General features: G+C 57.5%; 19 protein-coding genes. 10 read left to right on the top strand and 9 right to left on the bottom strand.

Annotated elements, in window-relative coordinates; translation table 11 throughout:
* Position 1: 1 nt before the first annotated feature.
* Positions 2 to 355 (bottom strand): DUF6152 family protein, encoded by a 354-nt coding sequence (locus tag MHY87_RS11195; RefSeq protein WP_239351782.1) that lies wholly within the window; start codon positions 353 to 355, stop codon positions 2 to 4.
* A gap of 183 nt (positions 356 to 538) precedes the next feature.
* Between MHY87_RS11195 and MHY87_RS11190 the strand changes: the two genes are divergently transcribed.
* Positions 539 to 838: an HlyU family transcriptional regulator gene (locus MHY87_RS11190; RefSeq protein ID WP_239351780.1), complete on the top strand. Its 300-nt coding sequence runs from the start codon at positions 539 to 541 to the stop codon at positions 836 to 838.
* A 144-nt stretch (positions 839 to 982) separates the two neighbouring features.
* Positions 983 to 2,719, top strand: a complete 1,737-nt coding sequence (locus MHY87_RS11185; protein ID WP_304611120.1) for a catalase — start codon at positions 983 to 985, stop codon at positions 2,717 to 2,719.
* A 56-nt stretch (positions 2,720 to 2,775) separates the two neighbouring features.
* Here the strand turns inward: MHY87_RS11185 and MHY87_RS11180 are convergent, their stop codons facing one another.
* Together MHY87_RS11180 and MHY87_RS11175 are read right to left on the bottom strand one after the other, a co-directional pair.
* Complete coding sequence (locus MHY87_RS11180) at positions 2,776 to 3,639, bottom strand: YihY/virulence factor BrkB family protein (protein WP_239351779.1); 864 nt, start codon at positions 3,637 to 3,639, stop codon at positions 2,776 to 2,778.
* 69 nt (positions 3,640 to 3,708) lie between these two features.
* Positions 3,709 to 4,773 (bottom strand): NAD(P)-dependent alcohol dehydrogenase, encoded by a 1,065-nt coding sequence (locus MHY87_RS11175; protein WP_239351778.1) that lies wholly within the window; start codon positions 4,771 to 4,773, stop codon positions 3,709 to 3,711.
* A 518-nt stretch (positions 4,774 to 5,291) separates the two neighbouring features.
* On the opposite strand from MHY87_RS11175, the gene MHY87_RS11170 reads away from it, so the two are divergent.
* From MHY87_RS11170 to MHY87_RS11150, 5 genes are all read left to right on the top strand, one after another.
* A complete protein-coding gene (locus MHY87_RS11170; RefSeq protein WP_239351777.1) occupies positions 5,292 to 7,238 on the top strand; it encodes a PrkA family serine protein kinase in 1,947 nt (648 codons plus the stop codon).
* Between the two features lie 29 nt (positions 7,239 to 7,267).
* Positions 7,268 to 8,569, top strand: coding sequence for a YeaH/YhbH family protein (locus MHY87_RS11165; protein WP_239351776.1), 1,302 nt, complete (start codon positions 7,268 to 7,270; stop codon positions 8,567 to 8,569).
* The gene (locus MHY87_RS11160) at positions 8,566 to 10,110 is read left to right on the top strand and encodes a SpoVR family protein (RefSeq protein ID WP_239351775.1); all 1,545 of its coding nucleotides are present in this window, start codon (positions 8,566 to 8,568) and stop codon (positions 10,108 to 10,110) included. The genes MHY87_RS11165 and MHY87_RS11160 overlap by 4 nt, the downstream gene beginning before the upstream one ends.
* A gap of 97 nt (positions 10,111 to 10,207) precedes the next feature.
* Positions 10,208 to 10,669 carry a hypothetical protein gene (locus MHY87_RS11155; RefSeq protein WP_239351774.1) on the top strand — a complete coding sequence of 154 codons (462 nt, stop codon included), beginning with the start codon at positions 10,208 to 10,210 and terminating at the stop codon, positions 10,667 to 10,669.
* 138 nt (positions 10,670 to 10,807) lie between these two features.
* Positions 10,808 to 11,020, top strand: coding sequence for a hypothetical protein (locus tag MHY87_RS11150; protein ID WP_239351773.1), 213 nt, complete (start codon positions 10,808 to 10,810; stop codon positions 11,018 to 11,020).
* 66 nt (positions 11,021 to 11,086) lie between these two features.
* Here the strand turns inward: MHY87_RS11150 and MHY87_RS11145 are convergent, their stop codons facing one another.
* From MHY87_RS11145 to dctP, 6 genes are all read right to left on the bottom strand, one after another.
* Positions 11,087 to 12,268 (bottom strand): YihY/virulence factor BrkB family protein, encoded by a 1,182-nt coding sequence (locus MHY87_RS11145; protein ID WP_239352262.1) that lies wholly within the window; start codon positions 12,266 to 12,268, stop codon positions 11,087 to 11,089.
* A gap of 196 nt (positions 12,269 to 12,464) precedes the next feature.
* The gene (locus MHY87_RS11140) at positions 12,465 to 13,358 is read right to left on the bottom strand and encodes a shikimate dehydrogenase (protein ID WP_239351772.1); all 894 of its coding nucleotides are present in this window, start codon (positions 13,356 to 13,358) and stop codon (positions 12,465 to 12,467) included.
* A gap of 5 nt (positions 13,359 to 13,363) precedes the next feature.
* The gene (locus MHY87_RS11135) at positions 13,364 to 13,813 is read right to left on the bottom strand and encodes a type II 3-dehydroquinate dehydratase (protein ID WP_239351770.1); all 450 of its coding nucleotides are present in this window, start codon (positions 13,811 to 13,813) and stop codon (positions 13,364 to 13,366) included.
* Between the two features lie 27 nt (positions 13,814 to 13,840).
* Positions 13,841 to 15,142 carry a TRAP transporter large permease gene (locus MHY87_RS11130; RefSeq protein ID WP_239351768.1) on the bottom strand — a complete coding sequence of 434 codons (1,302 nt, stop codon included), beginning with the start codon at positions 15,140 to 15,142 and terminating at the stop codon, positions 13,841 to 13,843.
* The gene (locus tag MHY87_RS11125; RefSeq protein WP_239351766.1) at positions 15,139 to 15,657 is read right to left on the bottom strand and encodes a TRAP transporter small permease; all 519 of its coding nucleotides are present in this window, start codon (positions 15,655 to 15,657) and stop codon (positions 15,139 to 15,141) included. The genes MHY87_RS11130 and MHY87_RS11125 overlap by 4 nt, the downstream gene beginning before the upstream one ends.
* A 99-nt stretch (positions 15,658 to 15,756) precedes the next feature.
* The gene (dctP, locus tag MHY87_RS11120) at positions 15,757 to 16,749 is read right to left on the bottom strand and encodes a TRAP transporter substrate-binding protein DctP (RefSeq protein WP_239351764.1); all 993 of its coding nucleotides are present in this window, start codon (positions 16,747 to 16,749) and stop codon (positions 15,757 to 15,759) included.
* Between the two features lie 177 nt (positions 16,750 to 16,926).
* Here dctP and MHY87_RS11115 point away from each other — a divergent pair, with 177 nt between their 5' ends.
* The 3 genes from MHY87_RS11115 to MHY87_RS11105 all read left to right on the top strand — a co-directional run bounded on the left by MHY87_RS11115 (position 16,927) and on the right by MHY87_RS11105 (position 20,221).
* Positions 16,927 to 17,595, top strand: coding sequence for a GntR family transcriptional regulator (locus MHY87_RS11115; RefSeq protein WP_239351762.1), 669 nt, complete (start codon positions 16,927 to 16,929; stop codon positions 17,593 to 17,595).
* Positions 17,596 to 17,600: 5 nt separating this feature from the next.
* Positions 17,601 to 18,269 carry a GntR family transcriptional regulator gene (locus tag MHY87_RS11110; protein WP_370644915.1) on the top strand — a complete coding sequence of 223 codons (669 nt, stop codon included), beginning with the start codon at positions 17,601 to 17,603 and terminating at the stop codon, positions 18,267 to 18,269.
* Positions 18,270 to 18,334: 65 nt separating this feature from the next.
* On the top strand, positions 18,335 to 20,221 hold the full coding sequence (locus tag MHY87_RS11105) for a bifunctional sugar phosphate isomerase/epimerase/4-hydroxyphenylpyruvate dioxygenase family protein (protein ID WP_239351759.1): 1,887 nt from the start codon (positions 18,335 to 18,337) through the stop codon (positions 20,219 to 20,221).
* Positions 20,222 to 20,227: the final 6 nt, after the last annotated feature.

Below are 20,227 nucleotides of genomic sequence, written 5' to 3'. Positions count from 1 at the left end.
CTCAACGCAACTCGAAAGACTTGCCGCCGACGATGATGCGTTCCGCTCTCATCTCGTTCCCGACGCGGGTAGACGGGTAGCCCTCAACGGTAACCTGCGTGCCGGGCTTGAGCATGTCGGGTTCAAGCCCGCGCGCGCTCATGCGGAAAGGGGGTGCCAGAACCGCCTCCCAGCTCTTGTTGTCATACATGACGGCGATCATCACGTGAGGATTTTGCCAGTCGGACTTCTGAATAGCGCTGCTGATGGAGATCTGCTTGGAGGGGTCGTAGCTGCCCCAGCCATGGTGAGCATATGCGATGCCACCGGTCAGCAATGCGCCGGACAAAGAGAGGACGAACAGAGGATGCTTCATGGGAGGCCCCTGCGCATGATCAAGACTGTCAGGGTTTACGGGAAGCGCGGGGACGTCAAGACATGCCGTCGGGTTTTCTGCTGAAGATCAGAGACTTGTGATCAAACGCAACAGGGTTGACCCTACGAGCGGGACCAGGGATATGCTGGGCTTCAGCGAATCATAACTTTATTCAGGTGCGCCATGGTGTCGTTTCTCGGCAATCTTTGGACCCGCCTCACAGGGCAGGGAGAGCGTGGCGATAGCGGGAAAACCGCTGCGGAGGCCATCGAGTATAAGGGCTTCCGCATCCGTCCGAACCCTTATCCTTCCAAGGGGCAGTATCAGACGGCCGGCACCATCGAAAAGGATTTCGAGACTGGCGTCAAAGAGCATCATTTCGTGCGCGCTGAGACGCATGCGAGCAAGGATGATGCAGCAGCATTTGCCATCGTCAAAGGCAGGCAGATCATCGACGAGCAAGGCGAACGTATTTTCGATTGATAGAGAGGTTGTTGCGCATCGCTCTCCCTATTTCCTTTCCAATCTCCTGCATCAGGTATCCTTTCGCATGAAGCTGCGAACCAGCTGTGGCGCTGAGTGTCGGCTCGGAGTCAGGGATCGTTCGCATCGGAAAGGGAGCACCAGATGGCTAACAACTCCAAAGATTCAAAATCCGGTAAGTCGCCGGCATCCGAAGCTTCGGATCAGGTTCTGACGAACCGGCAGGGCCACCCTATCGCCAATAATCAATCGCAGCGTACGGTCGGTGCGCGCGGCCCGGCGACATTGGAGAACTATCAGTTTCTCGAAAAAATCACCCATTTCGACCGCGAGCGGATTCCCGAGCGGGTGGTTCATGCGCGCGGCTTTGCATGCTTCGGCGAGTTCGAAGCGACCGGCAAGATCGGCGACGAGCCTGCCGCCAAATATACCCGCGCCAAGCTGTTCCAAGCCGCCGGCAAGAAAACGCCGCTCGCCATCCGCTTCTCGACCGTGATCGGCGGGCGCGATTCCTCGGAAGTGGCGCGCGATCCGCGCGGATTTGCCGTGAAATTCTACACGGAAGACGGTAACTGGGATCTCGTCGGCAACAACTTGGCCGTTTTCTTCATCCGCGACGCCATCAAGTTTCCGGATGTGATTCATTCCCTCAAGCCTGACCCGGTCACGTTCCGCCAGGAGCCGAACCGCATCTTCGACTTTATGAGTCAGACGCCGGAATCGATGCATATGCTGACTCATCTGTTCAGCCCGCGCGGCATCCCGGCAAGCTACCGGCACATGGAAGGATTCGGCGTCAACACCTACAAGATGGTCAACGCTCAAGGCGATACGGTGCTGGTGAAATATCATTTTCACCCGCGGTGTGGCCTGGCTAGCCTGACAGCCGAGGAAGCCGCCAAGGTGCAGGGGCAGGATCTCGGCTCCGCGTCCAAGGACCTCTTCGAGGCCATCGAGCGGGGTGAGTACCCGCAATGGGATCTGTACGTCCAGATCATGGAGGACCACGATCATCCGGAACTCGATTGGGATCCGCTTGATGACACCAAGATCTGGCCGGAGAAGGATTTTCCGCTACGCCATATTGGCGTGATGACGCTGAACCGCAACGTTCAGGATCATTTCAACGAGAATGAGCAGATCGCCATGGGCACGGGCGTGCTGGTGGATGGTCTCGACTTCTCGGATGACAAGATGCTGGTCGGTAGAACTTTCTCCTACTCGGATACCCAGCGCTATCGCGTCGGCACCAATTATCTCCAACTGCCCGTGAACCAGGCGAAGAATGCCAAGGTTGCAACAAACCTGAACGGCGGGCAGATGTCGTACCGGCGCGATCTCGCGCCGGGGCAGAATCCGCACGTGAATTACGAGCCCTCGATGCATGACGGATTGCACGAGTCGCCTCATGAGGAGCCGAACAACCCGCCTGAAATCCGTGGACGTCTGACCCGTAGCGTCATCGAGCGCCGCAACGACTATATTCATGCGCGTGGGCGCTATTGCACCATGATGGATTGGGAGCGAGACGATCTCGTTCAGAATTTGGGTACGCTGTTGGGGCAGTGCGAGCGCGACGTTCAGGAGCGCATGGTCTGGCACTTGTTCATGGTCCACGACGACTACGGGAAACGGGTCGGCGAGATGATCGGCATCACGGCGGATGAGGTACGAAACCTGCCGCCGCTGTCCAAGCAAATTCTGACGGACGATGAGAAGCGCCGCCTGCAGAATCTCGGCAAGAATGGCGACAAGATCGACCCGACCGTCTGGGGCCAGTGGACGAGTTCCGTGAAGAACTACAAAGCCTCAGCTGAGGAGGTTCTGGGCGGAATGCGCAATGTGCCGACGACACCCGCAACCCGTCAGGCCGCGGAATAAAGCAGAATAAAAGTACAGCTTAGGATGAAGGCGAGCCGGCTCAGCCGGCTCGTTCCTTATGGGCTGTGGGCTTTCGCGCTTCTCTGGCTTCCACGGCTCTCGGCATAGGCTTTCGTGAACTCCGCGCCGAACAGCAGGATCAAGGATGAATAATAGATCCAAAGCAGGATCGTGATAACGGATGCCGCTGCGCCATAGGTTGAGGCAATGGCGCTCTTGCCGAGATAGTACCCGATCATGAATTTGCCGAGCGTGAAGAGGAGGGCGGTCACCAGAGAGCCGGTCCAGACATCGCTCCACGTAATATCTACATTCGGCAGAAGCTTGAAGATCATGGCGAACAGCAGAACGGCGATCACGAAGGCAACCAGACTATTGAGGAAACGCAGGATCACGGTCGCACCGGAAAAGCTGGGTTCGATATAGTCGCTGACGGCGGAGAGACCCGCATCGATGATCAGCGAGACGAGGAGCAGGAAGCCGATCCCTAAGACCAGGGTGAAGCCGATCAGCCGAGTTCGAAGGAAATTGATGATGCCGGAACTCTCCGGCGGCTTCGCTTTCCAGATGATGTTCAGGTTGTCCTGAAGCTCGATGACTGCGCCTGTGACAAGAAGCAGGAAAGTAACGATGCCGATTGTCGTGCCGACGATGCCCGATCCCACATTGCTGGCGCTGGCAATCATGTCTTGCAGGGTGGACGCTTCCTTTGTGCCGATCAAGCCGCCGAGTTCGGCAACAATGGCTCCCTGCGCCGCGTCCCTCCCGAAGGCGAGGCCCGCGACGGCAATGGCTGCGAGCAGCATGGGTGCCAGGGAGAAGACGGTGAAGAACGCGATCGATGCGCCAAGGCTCATGGCGCGATCATTCCACCATCCCTGAAGCGCAGCCTTGAGAAGTCTCCCAGTTTCGGAAACCATACCTGCGCCGTTTCTTGCCGCCATGTTAGGCGGATGTGCGTTGGGTGCCTTGGCTTTCATCCGAGGCCGCTATGCGGCCGCGTCCTGTTTCAGCGAGGCCATGTCGATCACGAAGCGATATTTGACATCGCTCTTGAGCATCCTCTCATAGGCTTCGTTGATCTTCTGGATCGGGATCATCTCGATCTCAGAGGTAATTCCATGCTCAGCGCAGAAATCGAGCATTTCCTGCGTCTCGGCGATGCCGCCAATCAGGGAGCCGGCAAGCTGGCGCCGCTTCATGATGAGGTTAAATACGGTCGTAGCCGGATGCGGCTCGGCCGGCGCGCCGACCAACACCATGATGCCGTCGCGAGCGAGGAGCACGAGATAGGAATCGAGGTCGTGCGGAGCAGCCACGGTATCAAGAATGAAGTTGAAGCTGTTGCGGTGGGCCGCCATGGCTTCCGGGTCCTTTGAGACCACCACCTCGTGCGCCCCAAGGGCCAGAGCATCTTCCCGCTTGTTGGGCGAGGTGGTGAACAGCACAACATGGGCGCCCATGGCGCGGGCGAGCTTGACGGCCATATGGCCAAGACCACCCAGGCCGACGACGCCGACCTTCTGGCCTGGCTGAACGCGCCACCGGCGTAAGGGGGAATAGGTCGTGATGCCCGCGCACAGCAGCGGAGCTGCGGCGGCAGGGTCAAGATTGCCGGGAATGCGCAGGACGAAGCTCTCATCGACCACGATGCTGTCGGAATAGCCGCCATAGGTGTTCGCGCCGGTACCCTGTTCCGGGCCGTTATAGGTGCCTGTGAACCCAACCTCACAATACTGCTCCAGCCCTTCCCGGCAGCTGTTGCAGGTCCGGCAGGAATCCACCATGCAACCGACACCGACGAGATCGCCGGCTTTGAATTTTTGGACGCCGCTTCCAACCTGCGTGACCCTGCCCACGATTTCGTGACCGGGAAGGCTAGGATAAAGCGTGCCGCCCCATTCGCCGCGGACGGTATGAAGATCGGAGTGGCAGACCCCACAATAGAGAATCTCGATCTGAACATCACGCTCGCGCGGTTCACGACGTTCGAAACTGAACGGAGCAAGCGGAGTGGTCGGGTCCTGGGCGGCATAGCCGAATGCTTTGGTCACGGGATTCTCCTGCAGGGATGAAGCCGGCGTCTGCCAACTTTCCGCTGGAGCAGACGATAGGTTAGACATGCCCGGCGTCAATGCGTCAGCCGCAAACGGAGAGCTTTAAATGAAGGAATAAGGCCATCCGGATAATATAACAGTATATCATCAAAATTTAGCCCTCCTCCTAGTTTTCGCTGCCTGACGAACTACCTCATCAAGAGAGGGCTACGACGTGTTGCGAAGTGGGCATGGATTTGAAGTGGCGGCAAAGCAGCACATCGGAGTTGAATGCTCGAAAGAAATTTTAACTTGTCGTGCCAGCAGCAATCCGTGAGGCTAGGTAGGAAAGACGGCTCGCGATCGACATGGATGCTCCTTCAGATCCGGGCGTCCCACCGCATCGCACAAGTCGCGCTGGGGAAGAGGGGAAGCTGCCATAGGCACGTTCTGACGCATCTTCGCACCGCATGGTCTGGGCAACCTTAGCGGTGCAGAATCGTTATCTCCGAGAGGGATCTGATTGCGGTGGCGCCATGCATCATTCCGACGACCTGTTCTCGAGTTTCCTGAAGTCCTATGAGAATCGCCGAGAGACGGAACTGACTCTTGCGGAATACCTGGAAGGGTGCCGCGATAATCCCATGATGTATGCCAGCGCTCCAGAGCGCATCCTGGCGGCAATCGGCGAGCCGGAACTTGTCGATACGTCGAAGGATGCGCGCTTCGGACGCATCTTCATGAACCGCACGATCCGCGTCTATCCGGCCTTCTCCGAATTCTACGGTATGGAAGAAACGATCGAGATGATCGTGAGCTTCTTCCGCCATGCGGCGCAGGGCTTGGAGGAGCGCAAGCAAATCCTCTACCTTCTCGGCCCGGTCGGCGGTGGCAAATCCTCTCTTGCCGAGCGTCTCAAGGCACTCATGGAAGTTCATCCCATTTATGTGCTCAAGGCGGGAGACGAGATCAGTCCCGTTTTCGAAAGCCCTTTGGGTCTGTTCGATCCGGAGCAAATGGGACCCGTATTGGAGGAAAGATACGGAATTCCGAGCCGCCGCCTGACCAACCTTCTCAGCCCCTGGGCCATCAAGCGGCTCGACGAGTTCCACGGCGATATTTCCAAGTTCCGCGTGGTGAAGATCAATCCGTCCCGGTTGCGGCAAATCGCAATCGCCAAGACGGAGCCTGGCGACGAGAACAACCAGGATATTTCTTCCCTGGTCGGCAAGGTCGATATCCGCAAGCTCGAGACCCTTTCCCAGGCCGACCCTGACGCTTACAGTTATTCTGGTGGTCTCAACCGGGCCAACCAGGGCATTCTCGAATTCGTCGAGATGTTCAAAGCGCCAATCAAGATGCTTCATCCTCTCCTGACGGCGACGCAGGAAGGAAACTATGTCGGTACGGAGAATATCGGCTCCATCCCCTTTACCGGCATTATCCTAGCGCATTCCAACGAAGCCGAGTGGCAGAGCTTCAAGGCGAATAAGAACAACGAGGCATTCATTGATCGCATTTATGTGATCAAGGTCCCCTACTGCCTGCGAGTCACGGAAGAGCAGAAGATTTACGAGAAGCTGATCCGTGGTTCGGAACTTGCAGCGGCCCCATGCGCTCCCGCCACGCTGGAGATGCTGGCGCGCTTCTCTGTTCTGTCGCGCTTGCGCCCTCACGAGAACTCGAACTTCTATTCGAAGATGCGGGTCTATGACGGCGAGAGCCTCCGCGAGGTCGACCCTCGCGCGCGCAGCCTGCAGGAGTACAAGGATGCAGCCGGCGTCGACGAGGGCATGGACGGGATCTCGACCCGCTTTGCCTTCAAGGTTCTTGCGGCCACGTTCAACCATGACACCATCGAGGTTGCGGCTGACCCCGTTCACCTCATGTATGTGCTTGAACAATCGCTCCGGCGTGAACAGTTGCAGCAGGACGTGGAAAGACGCTACCTTGAATTCATAAAGGGTGAACTCGCGCCTCGATATGCCGACTTCATCGGTCATGAAATCCAGAAAGCCTATCTCGAATCCTATCACGATTACGGCCAGAATCTCTTCGACCGCTATGTATCCTATGCGGATGCCTGGATCGAAGATCAGGACTTCAAGGATCCGGATACCGGCCAGCTGCTCAATAGGGAGCTGTTGAATCAGGAGCTCACGAAGATTGAGAAGCCGGCAGGCATCGCGAATCCGAAAGACTTCCGTAACGAAGTGGTGAAATTCTCTTTGCGAGCCCGGGCCGGCAACAACGGACGCAATCCTTCCTGGACGAGCTATGAGAAAATACGCGACGTCATCGAGCGCCGCATGTTCTCGCAGGTTGAAGAATTGCTCCCCGTTATCAGCTTTGGTTCGAAGAAGGACAGCGAGACCGAGAAAAAGCACGGCGAGTTCGTGCAGCGGATGATGGAGCGAGGTTATACCGAGCGGCAAGTGCGACGCTTGGTGGAATGGTACATGCGTGTGAAGCAGGCGGGCTGACAGAAAACGGAGGCGGAGCAGGCGTTCCTATGTACATCATCGACAGACGCCTCAACCCTGGTGGCAAGAGCCTTGCCAACCGCCAACGCTTTCTTCGTCGTGCTAAAGCGCAGATTCAGCGAGCCGTGCGACAGACGGCTGGAGAACGCGACATCACCGATCTCGAAAGAGGAGGGGAGGTCTCGATTCCAGCCGATGGTGTGCGGGAGCCAAGCTTCCGCCGCTCAGGCGAGGGCGGAGTCAACGATCACATTCTTCCGGGAAACAAGCGTTTCGTTGAGGGAGACACGGTTGATCGTCCGCCAGGCGGAGGCGGTGGAGGCTCCTCTGCCGGCAACAGCGGCGAGGGTGAGGATGATTTCCGCTTTGCTTTGAGCCGGGAGGAGTTCCTTGAGCTTTTCCTTGAGGATCTGGAACTCCCCGACCTCGCCAAGCGCCGCCTTGCAACGGTCGAGGTACAAGGGATGCGGCGAGCCGGCTATTCCGTGACCGGATCGCCCGTCAATCTCGCCTTGCTGCGCTCCATGCGAAATGCGCTGTCGCGACGGATCGCCATGAGACGACCGAAGTCCAGCGAGTTGCTGGAGCTGGAAGAGGAGATCGCGCTTCTCGAAAAGGAAGGCGAGAGCGACAAGCTCATGGAGCTGCGGGAGAGGCTGGAGAAGCTGCAGCAACGGGCTAGGCGCTTTCCTTATATCGACCCGTTCGACCTGCGATACCGCCGCTTCGAACCGATCTCGCGGCCTGTGGCTCAGGCAGTCATGTTCTGTCTCATGGATGTGTCCGGATCCATGACGGAGCACATGAAGGACCTCGCTAAGCGCTTCTACATGCTGCTCTATATTTTCCTGACCCGGCGCTACAAGCATGTGGAGATCGTCTTCATTCGTCACACCCATGAGGCAAAGGAAGTGGATGAAGAGACGTTCTTTCACTCTCCAGAGACGGGCGGCACCGTCGTCTCATCGGCCTTGCGCGAAATGGAGCGGATTGTGACGGAGCGGTATCCGCCCGAGAGCTGGAACATTTATGCCGCGCAGGCTTCCGATGGCGATAACTCGCCCAATGACGGCGCCACCAGTGCTACTTTGTTGAGAGATGTGATCCTGCCGGCCTGCCAGTACTATGCTTATCTCGAAGTCGGTAGCGATCATGATCGGATGCAGGCAGGGTTCATCAATCACAAGACGGCTCTGTGGCAAACTTACGAGGCGTTGCAGGATGAAGGCTCCAACATCGCCATGCGCAAGGTCAATCATCGCCGAGAAATCTACCCCGTCTTCCGCGAGCTGTTCAGACGCCGCGATGCTGTCGAGGCAAAGGCGCCATGAGCCGGACCAAGGAAGATACTCTCCTGTTTCATGGCGCAGATTGGGATTTTGGTGCGATCCAGCGAGTCTATGATGCGATTGAGAAGATCGCCCTCGGCGAATTGGGGCTCGATGTCTATCCCAATCAGATTGAAGTGATTACGGCTGAGCAGATGTTGGATGCCTATGCCTCTATCGGCATGCCTCTGTTCTACAAGCATTGGTCGTTCGGTAAGCACTTCGCCACTCATGAGGCGGGTTACAGGCAAGGTCTCATGGGCCTGGCTTATGAAATCGTCATTAATTCGAATCCTTGCATCTCCTACATCATGGAGGAGAACACGGCGACGATGCAGACGTTGGTGATCGCGCATGCAGCCTTTGGCCATAACCATTTCTTCAAGAACAACTATCTTTTCAAGGAATGGACGGATGCGGACGGCATCCTCGATTACTTGGAGTTTGCCAAGAGCTACATTGCTCGTTGCGAGGAGCGTCACGGGCAAAATGCGGTAGAGAAGATTCTCGATGCTGCCCACGCTCTCATGTCTCATGGCGTCCATCGCTATCCCCGCAAGAAGCGGCCGGACCTGCGCTCAGAGGAGCGTCGTGAGCGTGAACGGCAGATCCACCGGGAGCAGACCTTCAACGACCTGTGGCGCACCGTTCCTTCCAAGGGCAACGCTCCCAAGTCGGCTTTGAGTGATGATCGACGACGCGCTCTTCTGGAGTTGCCGCAGGAGAACATCCTCTATTTTCTCGAAAAATCCGCTCCGCGTCTCCAGCCTTGGCAGCGTGAGATCCTGCGTATCGTCCGCCAGATCGCCCAGTATTTTTATCCTCAGCGCCAGACAAAGGTGATGAACGAGGGGTGCGCGACCTATTGCCATTACCGCATCATGACCCGGCTTCATGAGACGCGGCAGATCAGCGACGGCGCATTTCTGGAATTCCTGCAATCCCACACCAATGTCACTCGCCAACCGGAATATGACGATCCGCATTTCGGCGGCATCAATCCTTACGCTCTCGGCTTCGGAATGATGCAGGATATCGAACGTATCTGCACGCAGCCGGCGGCAGAGGATCGTGAGTGGTTCCCGGATATCGCAGGTTGCGACGATGCCATGGGAGTTCTGCGCGATATATGGGCAAATTATCGCGATGAGAGTTTCATCTCCCAATTCTTGAGCCCGAATCTCATGCGGCAATGGCGCATGTTCCACTTGATGGACGATCCGGACCGTCCGGAACTGCTCATTGAGGCCATTCATGATGAGCGGGGTTATCGCCGCTTGCGTCGTGCACTCTCACGCCATTATGACGTGGGCTGGAGCGATCCGGACATTCAGGTGGTGGATGTGGACCTTGCCGGTGACCGGCGCCTTATCCTCCATCATCAGGTTCTCAACCGCACGCTTCTGCACAAGGATGACGCACAGCGTGTCCTGCAGATGGTCGCCAACCTTTGGGGTTATGACGTTGTGCTGAAAGAGGTAGAAGCTGCGACCGGGGCCATCTTCCACGAGCATGTCGCTCACCCTCACGAGACCCTCTTTTGATCCTCGTTGACGTAAAAAAGCCTATGACTCGTTCCATCATCACCTTCCCAGGGCTCGGCCTTGGCTTCAGGGCCGGCTCCCATTGCGGAGAATACCGATGGAACATAAGCCTGTAGAGACACTGCGTGGCGTTGCTGAGGTAGTTGAGTTCAAGCAAGGTTTCCTGTCCCGGCGTGAGCGTCTTGATCGTTGGGCGGAATTGTTGGAGCGCCAGCCGAAACGGCGATTGCGCTCGCTGGGCGAGATCGAGTTCACTCCGGAAGAGAAAAGGCCCGAGCTAAGGTCGGACGAGTCTCCCATCACTGTCGCCTTTGAAGACCCGGTTCTGCGTGCAGACGGTTTGAAAGGCGACAAGTTGGGCGACGCCATGGAATATTTCGATCTTTCCGAACGTTCAGCCCATCGGCTTCTCTGTTCCTGCATGAACGGCTGGAGCATGGAAGCGGGGGTCACAGCTCGCAAGGTGCGTCGTATTGCCAATCCTGATCATCGTCTTGTACTGTTTACTTCCGCGAGCCTTCTGGCAGCAGTCCCTGCGGTTCTCTACCTTTTGAGCTGAAATACAGGATGACATCGAGCCCTTCGAGCAGCGCAAGGGCTCGATGTCACTATCTTTGGAAGAATGTGTGTGTCGGAGACGAAGCGAAAAATCGCTCTGCCGTGGTATAGGCGAGAAGACTATCCTGACATCCGTAGCATGATGATCGACCGCCATAATCTTGCTCCGTCCTATGAGCAATGGCTTGCTGCGGCAGAAAATAACGAGAGCGTCGGGATGCAGGCAGGTCTGGAAATTGAGCGGGTCCTGATCGAGCCTTCAGCGTTTGCCCGTTGGTGCGCTGCTAATGATGTCGAGCCGGACAGCGCTGCACGCATGCGCTATGTCGCGGAGTCTCAGGCCGCAGAATAATCTGAGGCCGCTTAAAGGACTTCGCGTTGACCACGTTACAAACATCATCTTTGATGAAGGGGTGTATCAAGTCTTCGCCACGCCCACAGTATCGGCCATCTTTGCACCACGTACACCCATGGGCTGGTGAGCGCCTTCCGTGGTGTCATGGACCGTTTGGTGCTCCATCTCGGCATTGATCTCGGCGCCGAGCAGAATGATGATGCTTGAAAGCCAGATCCAAGTCATGAAGCCGATGACGGCGCCGAGAGAGCCGTAAGTTTCATTGTAGCTGCCGAAGCTCGAGACGTACCAAGAGAAGAGCATCGAGACGGCAATCCACAACACGGCCGCGACAATGCCTCCCGGAGTCACCCAGCGCCATTCGGCTTTGTCCCGGCTCGGTCCGAAACGATAGATCAAGGACAGTCCAAGTGTCACTCCGATGAGGAGAATGGGCCAGCGCATGAGCGAGACCAGCCACTCTGTGCCTTCTCCAAGGCCGACGAAGTTTAGAACGATCGGCAGAACGACAATACCCGCAAGCGCAACGAGGATGAACAGAATGGCGCAGAGGGTGAAGGTAAGAGAGGTCATATTCAGCCGAATGAAGCTGCGCTTTTCCTCCTCGTCATTGACGATGTTCAAGGCGTCGAATACGGCCTTCATACCGGCATTGGCGCTCCAGAGAGAGATGGCAAGGCCAAAGATAAAGCCAAAGCCCAATGCTCCTCCTCCCTTGGATGCGATGCGTTTAACCTGATCGCCAATAATTTCCATCGCGCCACCGGGCATAATACCAGACATGGCGTTGAGATGATCCTGAATCGAGGCAGGATCAGCAAAGAGGCCATAAATCGAAACCAGCGCGGCGATGGCAGGAAAGACCGCGAGAAGGGCATAATAGGTTACACCCGCTGCGACCGATGTGATCCGGTCCTTGCCGAACTCCTCATAAGTGCGCCAAAGAATATCCTTCCAGCCTTTGGCCGGAATCTGCGTAGGCGTTTCCGCCTCGCGTCCACGCCCTCTTTCTTGTGCCGCGGCATGAGGATCGGCATGCTCCTTCTCGGTAAATCCCGTGTCTCGTTGCGGACCAGTTTGAGGGGCCCGTCTGTTTGAGGTATGCCCTGGAACGGCAACGCGCTGGCGTTCCCCTCCGGCGACAAGGCGGATCAGCGCCCAGCCTGCCACGACTGCCGCCATTGTTGCGAGCGCTGATGGAGATCGGGGCGAACCAGATTGCTGAACTGCCGGATTGTTTGCCATCGGCGACGGAACCTCTTTTACCACGCGCCAGCCGGACAGGCTTGGCATATGCTTAAACCTCCTTATGGAGTTGCCGGTTCCCCGGCATTCTTCCTCATGGGTGAAGCTGGGCCGTAAAATTATGCTGACCGATGATCCAAGTCCCGGTTCGCTGCAACGGGGCAGAGGCGCTGCCGATGGCGTTGAATGGGAGGCCTTACATCTCTTCGAAGTGGGCGAGCATACGCTCAGCGTCCGGCTCGAGACCCGTGAAGAGACGAAATGCGCCGACCGCTTGAAAGACCGCCATGCCGCCGCCGGACATGGTACGGCAGCCGCAGGCACGGGCCTCACGCAACAGTTCCGTTTCCAGGGGAAAATAGACGATGTCGGCGACCCACAAATCAGGCCGCAGCAATTCCGGCGGCAAGGCCATGCCAGGATACTTCGCCATGCCAAGCGGCGTTGTATTCACTATGCCATCGGCACTTTCCAGGGGGGAGATGCAGTGCGCACTTGCGGATACCTGCGCAGAAGCGAACCGCTCTCTTAAGGATTCTGCGAGCTGATGGGCGCGCTCTTCATGAGTGTCGATGATCGTGACTTCGCCGACGCCTGACGCCAACAGGGCATGGGCGACTGCCGCTCCGCCACCGCCTGCGCCGAACTGGACCACACGATCCTTTCGGACGTCGGGAAGTTCGCGCCTGAAGCTCTCCGCAAATCCCCACCAATCGGTGTTGTGGCCGACGCGCTTGCCTTCCTTTAGGACGACAGTATTTACTGCTCCAAGCGCAGCAGCATCTGGCGAAAGCTCATCGAGAAGCGGGATCACGGCCTGCTTGCAGGGATGAGTGATGTTGAGGCCGGCGAAGCCGAGGTGCTGCGCCGCTGTCAGAATATCGGCAAGAGCACTCGCATCGAGATCCAGAGCTTCCAAGTCGATCAACTTGTAGACATAGCGCAATCCCTGTCGTGCACCTTCGCGCTCGTGAAGCCGCGGCGTACGCGATGCCTGGATGCCAGATCCGACCAGTCCAACCAAGACGGATGGCCAATCTGATGGATCCTGAGTTCGATCTCCGTCGACCGGTGATGACTCTATCGCCATGGGATTCAGGTGCCAGCGGGCAGAGTTGCGGTCATTGTGAGCATAGCCTTGACTGCGGTCCGATAGCCATCCGTGCCAAGGCCCGCGATGACGGCTGTTGCAATCGGAGAGACATAGGATTTGTGGTAGATCGGCTCGCGCTTGTGAATATTGGAGATGTGCAGTTCGATGATTGGTCCGGGAAACATCTTCAATGCATCCATGATCGCCATGGAGGTGAAGGTGAATGCCGCAGGGTTGATGATGATCCCGCTGCCCTCATCAATGGCTTCGTGTACCCAATCGATGATCTCGTATTCGCGGTTGGATTGCCGGAAAACGATTGTGAGGCCTGCCGCAGCCTCTCGGCACATGGCTTCGACCTCTGCCAAGGTCGTGCGCCCGTAGATCTCAGGTTCCCGAGTTCCGAGGCGATTCAGGTTCGGGCCGTTGAGGATATAGATGGGTTTGCTCATCAATATGCATCTCTGAAGATGAGGTGGTCATCCCTGATACCCGAACATCCTGGGCAGCCAGAGGACGGTTTCTGGAACGAAGGTCAGGATGGCGAGGGCAACGATCATCGCAAAGAGGAACGGCAGCGTATCGCGGACGATGTCGCGCAGCGGCTCGCCCGATATGTTTGCCATGATGAACAGGAGCAGCCCGTAAGGCGGCGTGATCAACCCAATCATGATGTTGACGACCACAACGACGCCGAAATGAACAAGGTCGATGCCGAGCGCCTGAGCCGTTGGAATGAAAACCGGCACGACAATGAGAAGGATCGCCGTTCCCTCGAGCACGCAGCCCAGAAGAAGAAGCAAGACGTTGACGAGGATCAAGAAGCCGATGGGCGACAGGTCCCAGGCTGACAGAAGCGATTTCACACCTTCCGGAATGTTCTCGACCGTAATGACGTAGTTGAACACGAGGGAGCCTGCAATCAGCATGCCAATCGAGGACGTTGTCCTGGCGCTAACGGCAAGCGACTTGTAGAAGTCGCGCCAGCTCACGCTGCGATAGAGGCCGGCTGAGATGATCAGGGCGTAGGCTGCCGCGACGGCGGCGGCTTCGGTCGGCGTCATGACGCCGCTATAGATGCCGCCGAGAAGAACGACGGGCATCATCAGCGAGGGGAAGGCCTCCCACGTGATCCGTGGGATTTTGCGCAAAGGGATTGGTTTCTCGACCGGAAAGTTTTTGCGCTTGGCGGTGATGGCCACGATGACCATCTGGCTCAATGCCATCAGCAATCCTGGAATGACGCCGCCGAGAAACAGGAAACCGATGGAGGCATCGGAAACCAGCGCATAGAGCACCATGGGAATGGAAGGTGGAATGATCGGCCCAATCACCGAGGATACTGCCGTCAGCGCCGCGGCATAGCTCGGCGGATAACGTCCGTCGCGGGTCATCATCACCTGCATCATGCGGCCGGTACCGGCGGCATCCGCGATGGCGGAGCCGGACATGCCGGCGAAGATGATGCTCTGCAGGATGTTGACATGCGCAAGTCCGCCGCGGAAACGCCCGACGAGAGCGTTGCAGAACGTCATGAGCCTGTCGGTCATGCTGCCGATGTTCATGAACTCGGCGGCGAGGATAAAGAGCGGAACGGAGAGAATGACGTAGTTCGAGTACATTCCGTTCAAGAGTTGCTCGGCGGCGGTGCCCATATCCTGTCCTGCGAGGAGAAGATAGAGGATCGATCCGGCGATCATCGAATGGCCGATGGGCAGCCCGAGGAAAGCAAGAGCGGTGATTGCGACAAGCGCGAGCGAGAAGGGGCTGGCAAGGTTCATACGCCGGAACTCGCTTTGGTGGGGTCGAACTCATCCGGCGCAACACCGCGCATCGCCTGCCAAGCGAGCCAGATGTAGCGAATGATTGTGGCGATCACGAAGAAAATGTAGATCGAGAACAGGTAATCGAACCGGATCTTCAGATAGGCGGTCTTCTCGACCTTCATGAAGCTGACGTAATCGAGAACGGCTGGGAACGAGATGGCGTAGAGCGCGATCAACACGGCGGCCGTGATGATGCACATGATCCGGCGTGCGCCCGGGCCGACCGCGCCGTAAATGATGTCGAAGCGGATCTCTTCGCGTTCGCTCAGAACGAAGGCCGCGCCCCATAACACGAGCCAAACCCAAAGGATGACGCTCACCTCATGGGTCCAGCCGATGGGCAGGCCGAAGACATAGCGAAACACGATCTGAAGAATGAAGGCCAAAAACATGGCAGCCAGCATTGCGGCGATCACGTTCTCGGCGCGACGCGCAAACCATTGGCCGATGACTCGTATAGAGGCAGGCATGGCAAGGGCTCCCTTGCAGGTGCGCCGATCCGCCCTGCATCGGTTTGACTTGAGCAAAGAAGCCGCCGGAGTGCGGTTCTCCGGCGGCTCATGGCTTGGTTACATGGCGTTGATCTTGTCCAGCATGCCCGGCTGCCAGCTCTTGGCGAGGTCGGAGGCCAGATATTTCTTCTGCGCATAGTCGCGGAAGGCTTTCTGGTCGGGAGTGTAGATCTCAAGGCCCTTGCTCTTGAAGAAAGTGGCAAGCTCGGCCTCCTTCTTCAGGTGCTCCTGCGTGCTCCACTCGATCGCCTTGTCAGCAGCAGCCTGGAAAGCGGCCTGCTTCTCGGGGGACATGGCATTCCAGACCTTGTTCGACACAGCCAGAACATCGAAGCCGACCAGATGCGACGTCAGGGCGATCTGTGACATCACCTCATAGAACTTCATGTTCTCCACGTTGGGGAGAGGGTTGTCCTGCCCGTCGATGGCGCCCGTCTGGAGGCCCGTATAGACCTCGGCATAGGCCATGGGCGTGGGGTTCGCGCCAAGCGATTGTCCGAGGAACTGCCAGGCATCGCCGCCGGGCATGCGCAGCTTGACGCCGGCGAGATCCGCAGGGGTGTTGATCTTCTTGTTCGGTTTCAGGCCGACATGCCGGGCTCCAAAATAGGTCGGCCCGAGAATGTGAATGCCCAATTGATCGGAGGCCATTTTCTTGAGCTGCTGGCCGACATCGCTGGCAAAGACCTTCTTCATGTGCTCGGCATCGCGAAAGAGATAGGCGGATGTCACGATAGACCAGGCCGGAATCTGATTGGAGATGTCCTGTGGCGCGATATTGCCCATTTCCAGGTTGCCGCGCTGCATGGCGACAAGTTCGGTGCCCTGCTTGAACAGAGTGCCGCCATAGTAAGGCTGAAGGGTAAAGCCTTGGCCTGTAACCTCTTCCCCGAAGCGCTTCATCATCTGAGCGCGGATGTCCTGCTCCGAAAACACTGCTGAGAAGCGCAGGTTCTGGGGCGACTGGGCCATGACGGGACCAGCGATGCTACAGGCCAGCACGGCCGCGCCTGCGGCCATCAATAAGCGGCGGTTGATACCAAGTGACATGTGTTCCTCTCCTGATGTCTGCGCGCATTTTTCTGCGTCTTTTCCAAATTATCTGCTCGGATAATTGCAAAATCAATGGGTTTTATTAAAATCATCTGATATTTTGAGTTTGGTCCTATCTTGCAGGGGCAGGAAGATACAAAGGGAGGCTTTGGAAGTGTTCGCAAGCGTGGCGGCATGAGCATGGAACTATTGGCGACGTCCATTGCGGATCGGGCCTATGCCCACATCCGGGCCGATATCGTGTTCGGCCGCCTTGAGCCGGGCGGCAAGCTCCGCCTTGACCGTCTGGCGAAGGAATATGGTGCGAGCGTCAGCACCGTCCGGGAAATTCTAAGCCGTCTTTCATCCGAAGGACTGGTGATTGCCGAGGAGCAAAGAGGTTTCCGCGTCACTCCAGTCTCACCCGAAGGATTGCAAGATGTGGCGGCGATGCGGCTGCTTCTTGAGAGCTACGCGTTGCCCCTCTCCTTTGCAGCCGGTGATCTGGAATGGGAGAGCCGGGTCGTCGCTGCCCATTACAAGCTTGCCGCCATGGAGCGTCGGATGCTGTCGGGCGAGACAGAAGATGTGGAACTCTGGAAACGATATGATCGGGAGTTCCATCAGACGCTGATCGAGGCCTGTGGTTCACAGACCCTTCTCGATCTCTATGTCGGCGTCTTCGATCAGTATCTCCGCTATCAGATGGTTGCAGTCGTCTTTCGCGGAGAAATTGCCGCCGAAGAGCATCGGCTCCTCTTGGATTGCGCCCTGACGCGAGATGCCGCGCGCGCCTGCGAAATTCTTGGCCGCCACGTGAACGGATGCGTGGCCTACACCTTGGGCAGTGGGGCGTTGCGATGAACGATATGCCCATCAATGCACAGCTTCAAGGCATCGGAGAAAGCGCTTATCGCAAGATCCGGGCGGACATTGTCTTCGGTCGCTTGGCGCCCGGCAGAAAGCTGAAGCTCGAGCAGTTGAAATCCGATTACGGAGCAAGCGTCAGCACGCTTCGCGAGATCCTCAATCGTCTTTCATCCGAAAGGCTTGTCGTTGCAGAGGGACAGAAAGGCTTCGAGGTTACGCCTGTCTCTATCGCGAATCTGCGGGAGATTGCAGCTCTTCGGCAATTGCTGGAATGCCGCGCCATGGAGCAGTCCTTCCGCGCCGGTGACATGGAGTGGGAAGGGCGTGTCGTTGCCGCGCATCATCGGCTGGCCCGCATGGAAGAGCGCATGGCCAAAGGAGATCGCAGCCATACCGAGGAATGGAAGCAGTATGATTGGCAGTTCCATCAGGCCCTGATCTCTGCCTGCGGGTCGAGAATGCTGATCGACACTCATGCGGCCGTCTTTGACAAATACCTTCGCTACCAGATGATCGCCTTGAGCTATCGCGGAGACATAGCCTCCGAGGAGCATAAGCTTCTTCTGGAGTGTGCGTTGCAGCGAGATTCTGCACGGGCGTGTGAGGTCCTCAGTCGGCACGTCGCAGGTGGCGTCGAGCATGCGCTCGCTACTGGAACGATCACATGAAAAAGAAAGAGCGAGCCGACAGGCCGACGCTCTCCTGAAACTTCGAGGGAACTGGATTCAAGAGCATGCGCACCGCCATCGCCACCGTTTGTTTGAGCGGAACTCTCACCGAGAAGATCGAGGCTATCGCAGCCGCTCAATTCAAGGGAGTGGAGATTTTCGAGAATGATCTTCTCTCCTTCAATGGAACACCGGCCGATGCCAGGCGCATGATCGAGGATCTCGGGCTCAAGACCATTACCTTCCAGCCGTTTCGCGATTTTGAGGGTATGCCCGAGCCCCAGCGCTCCAAGGTCTTCGCCCGTGCCGAGCGCAAATTCGACGTCATGGAGGAACTGGGTTGCGATCTCCTGATGATCTGCAGCAACGTTTCGCCGGATTCTCTCGGCGGCATCGAACGGGCTGCTGCCGACTTTTATGAACTCGGCGAGCGTGCCGCGAAGCGAGGCATGAGGGTTGCCTTCGAGGCCCTCTCATGGGGACGGCACATTCACGACTATCGGGATTCCTGGGAGGTGGTGCGCCGGGCCAACCATCCGTCCGTCGGTCTGGTGCTCGACTCTTTTCATATTCTCGCGCGAGGAACCGACCTGTCGGCAATCCGCTCCATCCCTCCCGAAAAAATCTTCCTGGTGCAGATGGCGGACGCGCCGAGGCTCGACATGGATTACCTGTCCTGGAGTCGGCACTATCGCTGCTTTCCGGGACAGGGCGATCTCCCGGTCGACGATTTCATGCTCGCCCTGCATGCGACCGGGTTTGACGGGCTCTTGTCTCTGGAAATTTTCAACGACCGCTTCAGGGCAGGTTCCGCACGCAGCGTCGCCATCGATGGGCATCGCTCTCTCATCGGCATGCTGGATGAATTGCGCCGGCGTACGGGATCACCCATTGCCGATCTGCCGGACATTCCATCCAAGGCCGTCTGCTCGGGTGTCGAATTCATCGAGTTCGCCGTCGATGAACGCAATGCCGTGGGGTTCGAAAAGACTTTGAGAGGCCTCGGCTTCCGCAAGGCCGGCAATCATCGCTCCAAAGCCGTGACACGCTGGCAGCAGGGAGACATCAACATTGTGGTGAACGCCGACAAAGAAGGCTTCGCCCATTCCTTCAATATTACGCATGGAACCTCTGTGTGTGCCTTGGCGCTTCGCACCACTGATGCATCCGCGACCGTGAACAGAGCCGTTACCCTGCTCGACCAGCCGTTTCAGCAACCGGTCGGGCCTGGTGAAATGAATATTCCGGCGGTCCGTGGGCTCGGTGGGAGCCTGCTGTATTTTGTGGATCGCATGAATGGTCTCGACCGTTTGTGGGATATCGATTTCGAGGCCCTCGAGCTGGATCAAGGACAGGAAGCAGGGCTGACCGTTGTCGATCACATCTCCCAATCCATGCATTACGAGGAAATGCTGACCTGGCTTCTGTTTTACACCTCGCTCCTGGATGTGCAGAAAACACCCGTTCAGACCGTGATCGATCCCGGCGGGGTGGTGCAGAGCCAGGCAATGGAAACCAAGGACGGCTCTCTGCGCCTGATCCTCAACGCCTCGCAAAGCCAGCGCACGCTGTCGTCACGGTTTTTGAATGAGCTGTTCGGATCAGGGGTGCAGCATATCGCCCTTGCAACCTCCGACATCTTCGCAACGGTTGCGCGGCTGAAAGAGAACGGCGTAGAGCTTCTGCCAATCCCGGAGAACTACTACGACGACCTCGAGGTCAGGACGGATCTTTCCGCTGATGATGTCGAGCGGCTGCGGTCTGGCAACATTCTCTATGACAGGGAAGGTGCGGGCGAGTTTTTTCAGGTCTATACGAGAACCATGGAAGGCGGATTTTTCTTCGAGATCGTGGAACGACGCGAGTATAAAGGTTATGGAGCCGTCAATGCGCCGATCCGCTTGGCCTCCCAGACGCGGCTCGCCTCTGTTGATGTGCCGCCGGGGCTCTGAGCGGCA

The sequence above is a fragment of the Microvirga sp. ACRRW genome (assembly GCF_022346925.1).
GTDB lineage: Bacteria > Pseudomonadota > Alphaproteobacteria > Rhizobiales > Beijerinckiaceae > Microvirga.
The sequence above is the reverse complement of the archived record's forward strand: the minus strand, read 5'-3'. Positions and strand labels throughout refer to the sequence as shown.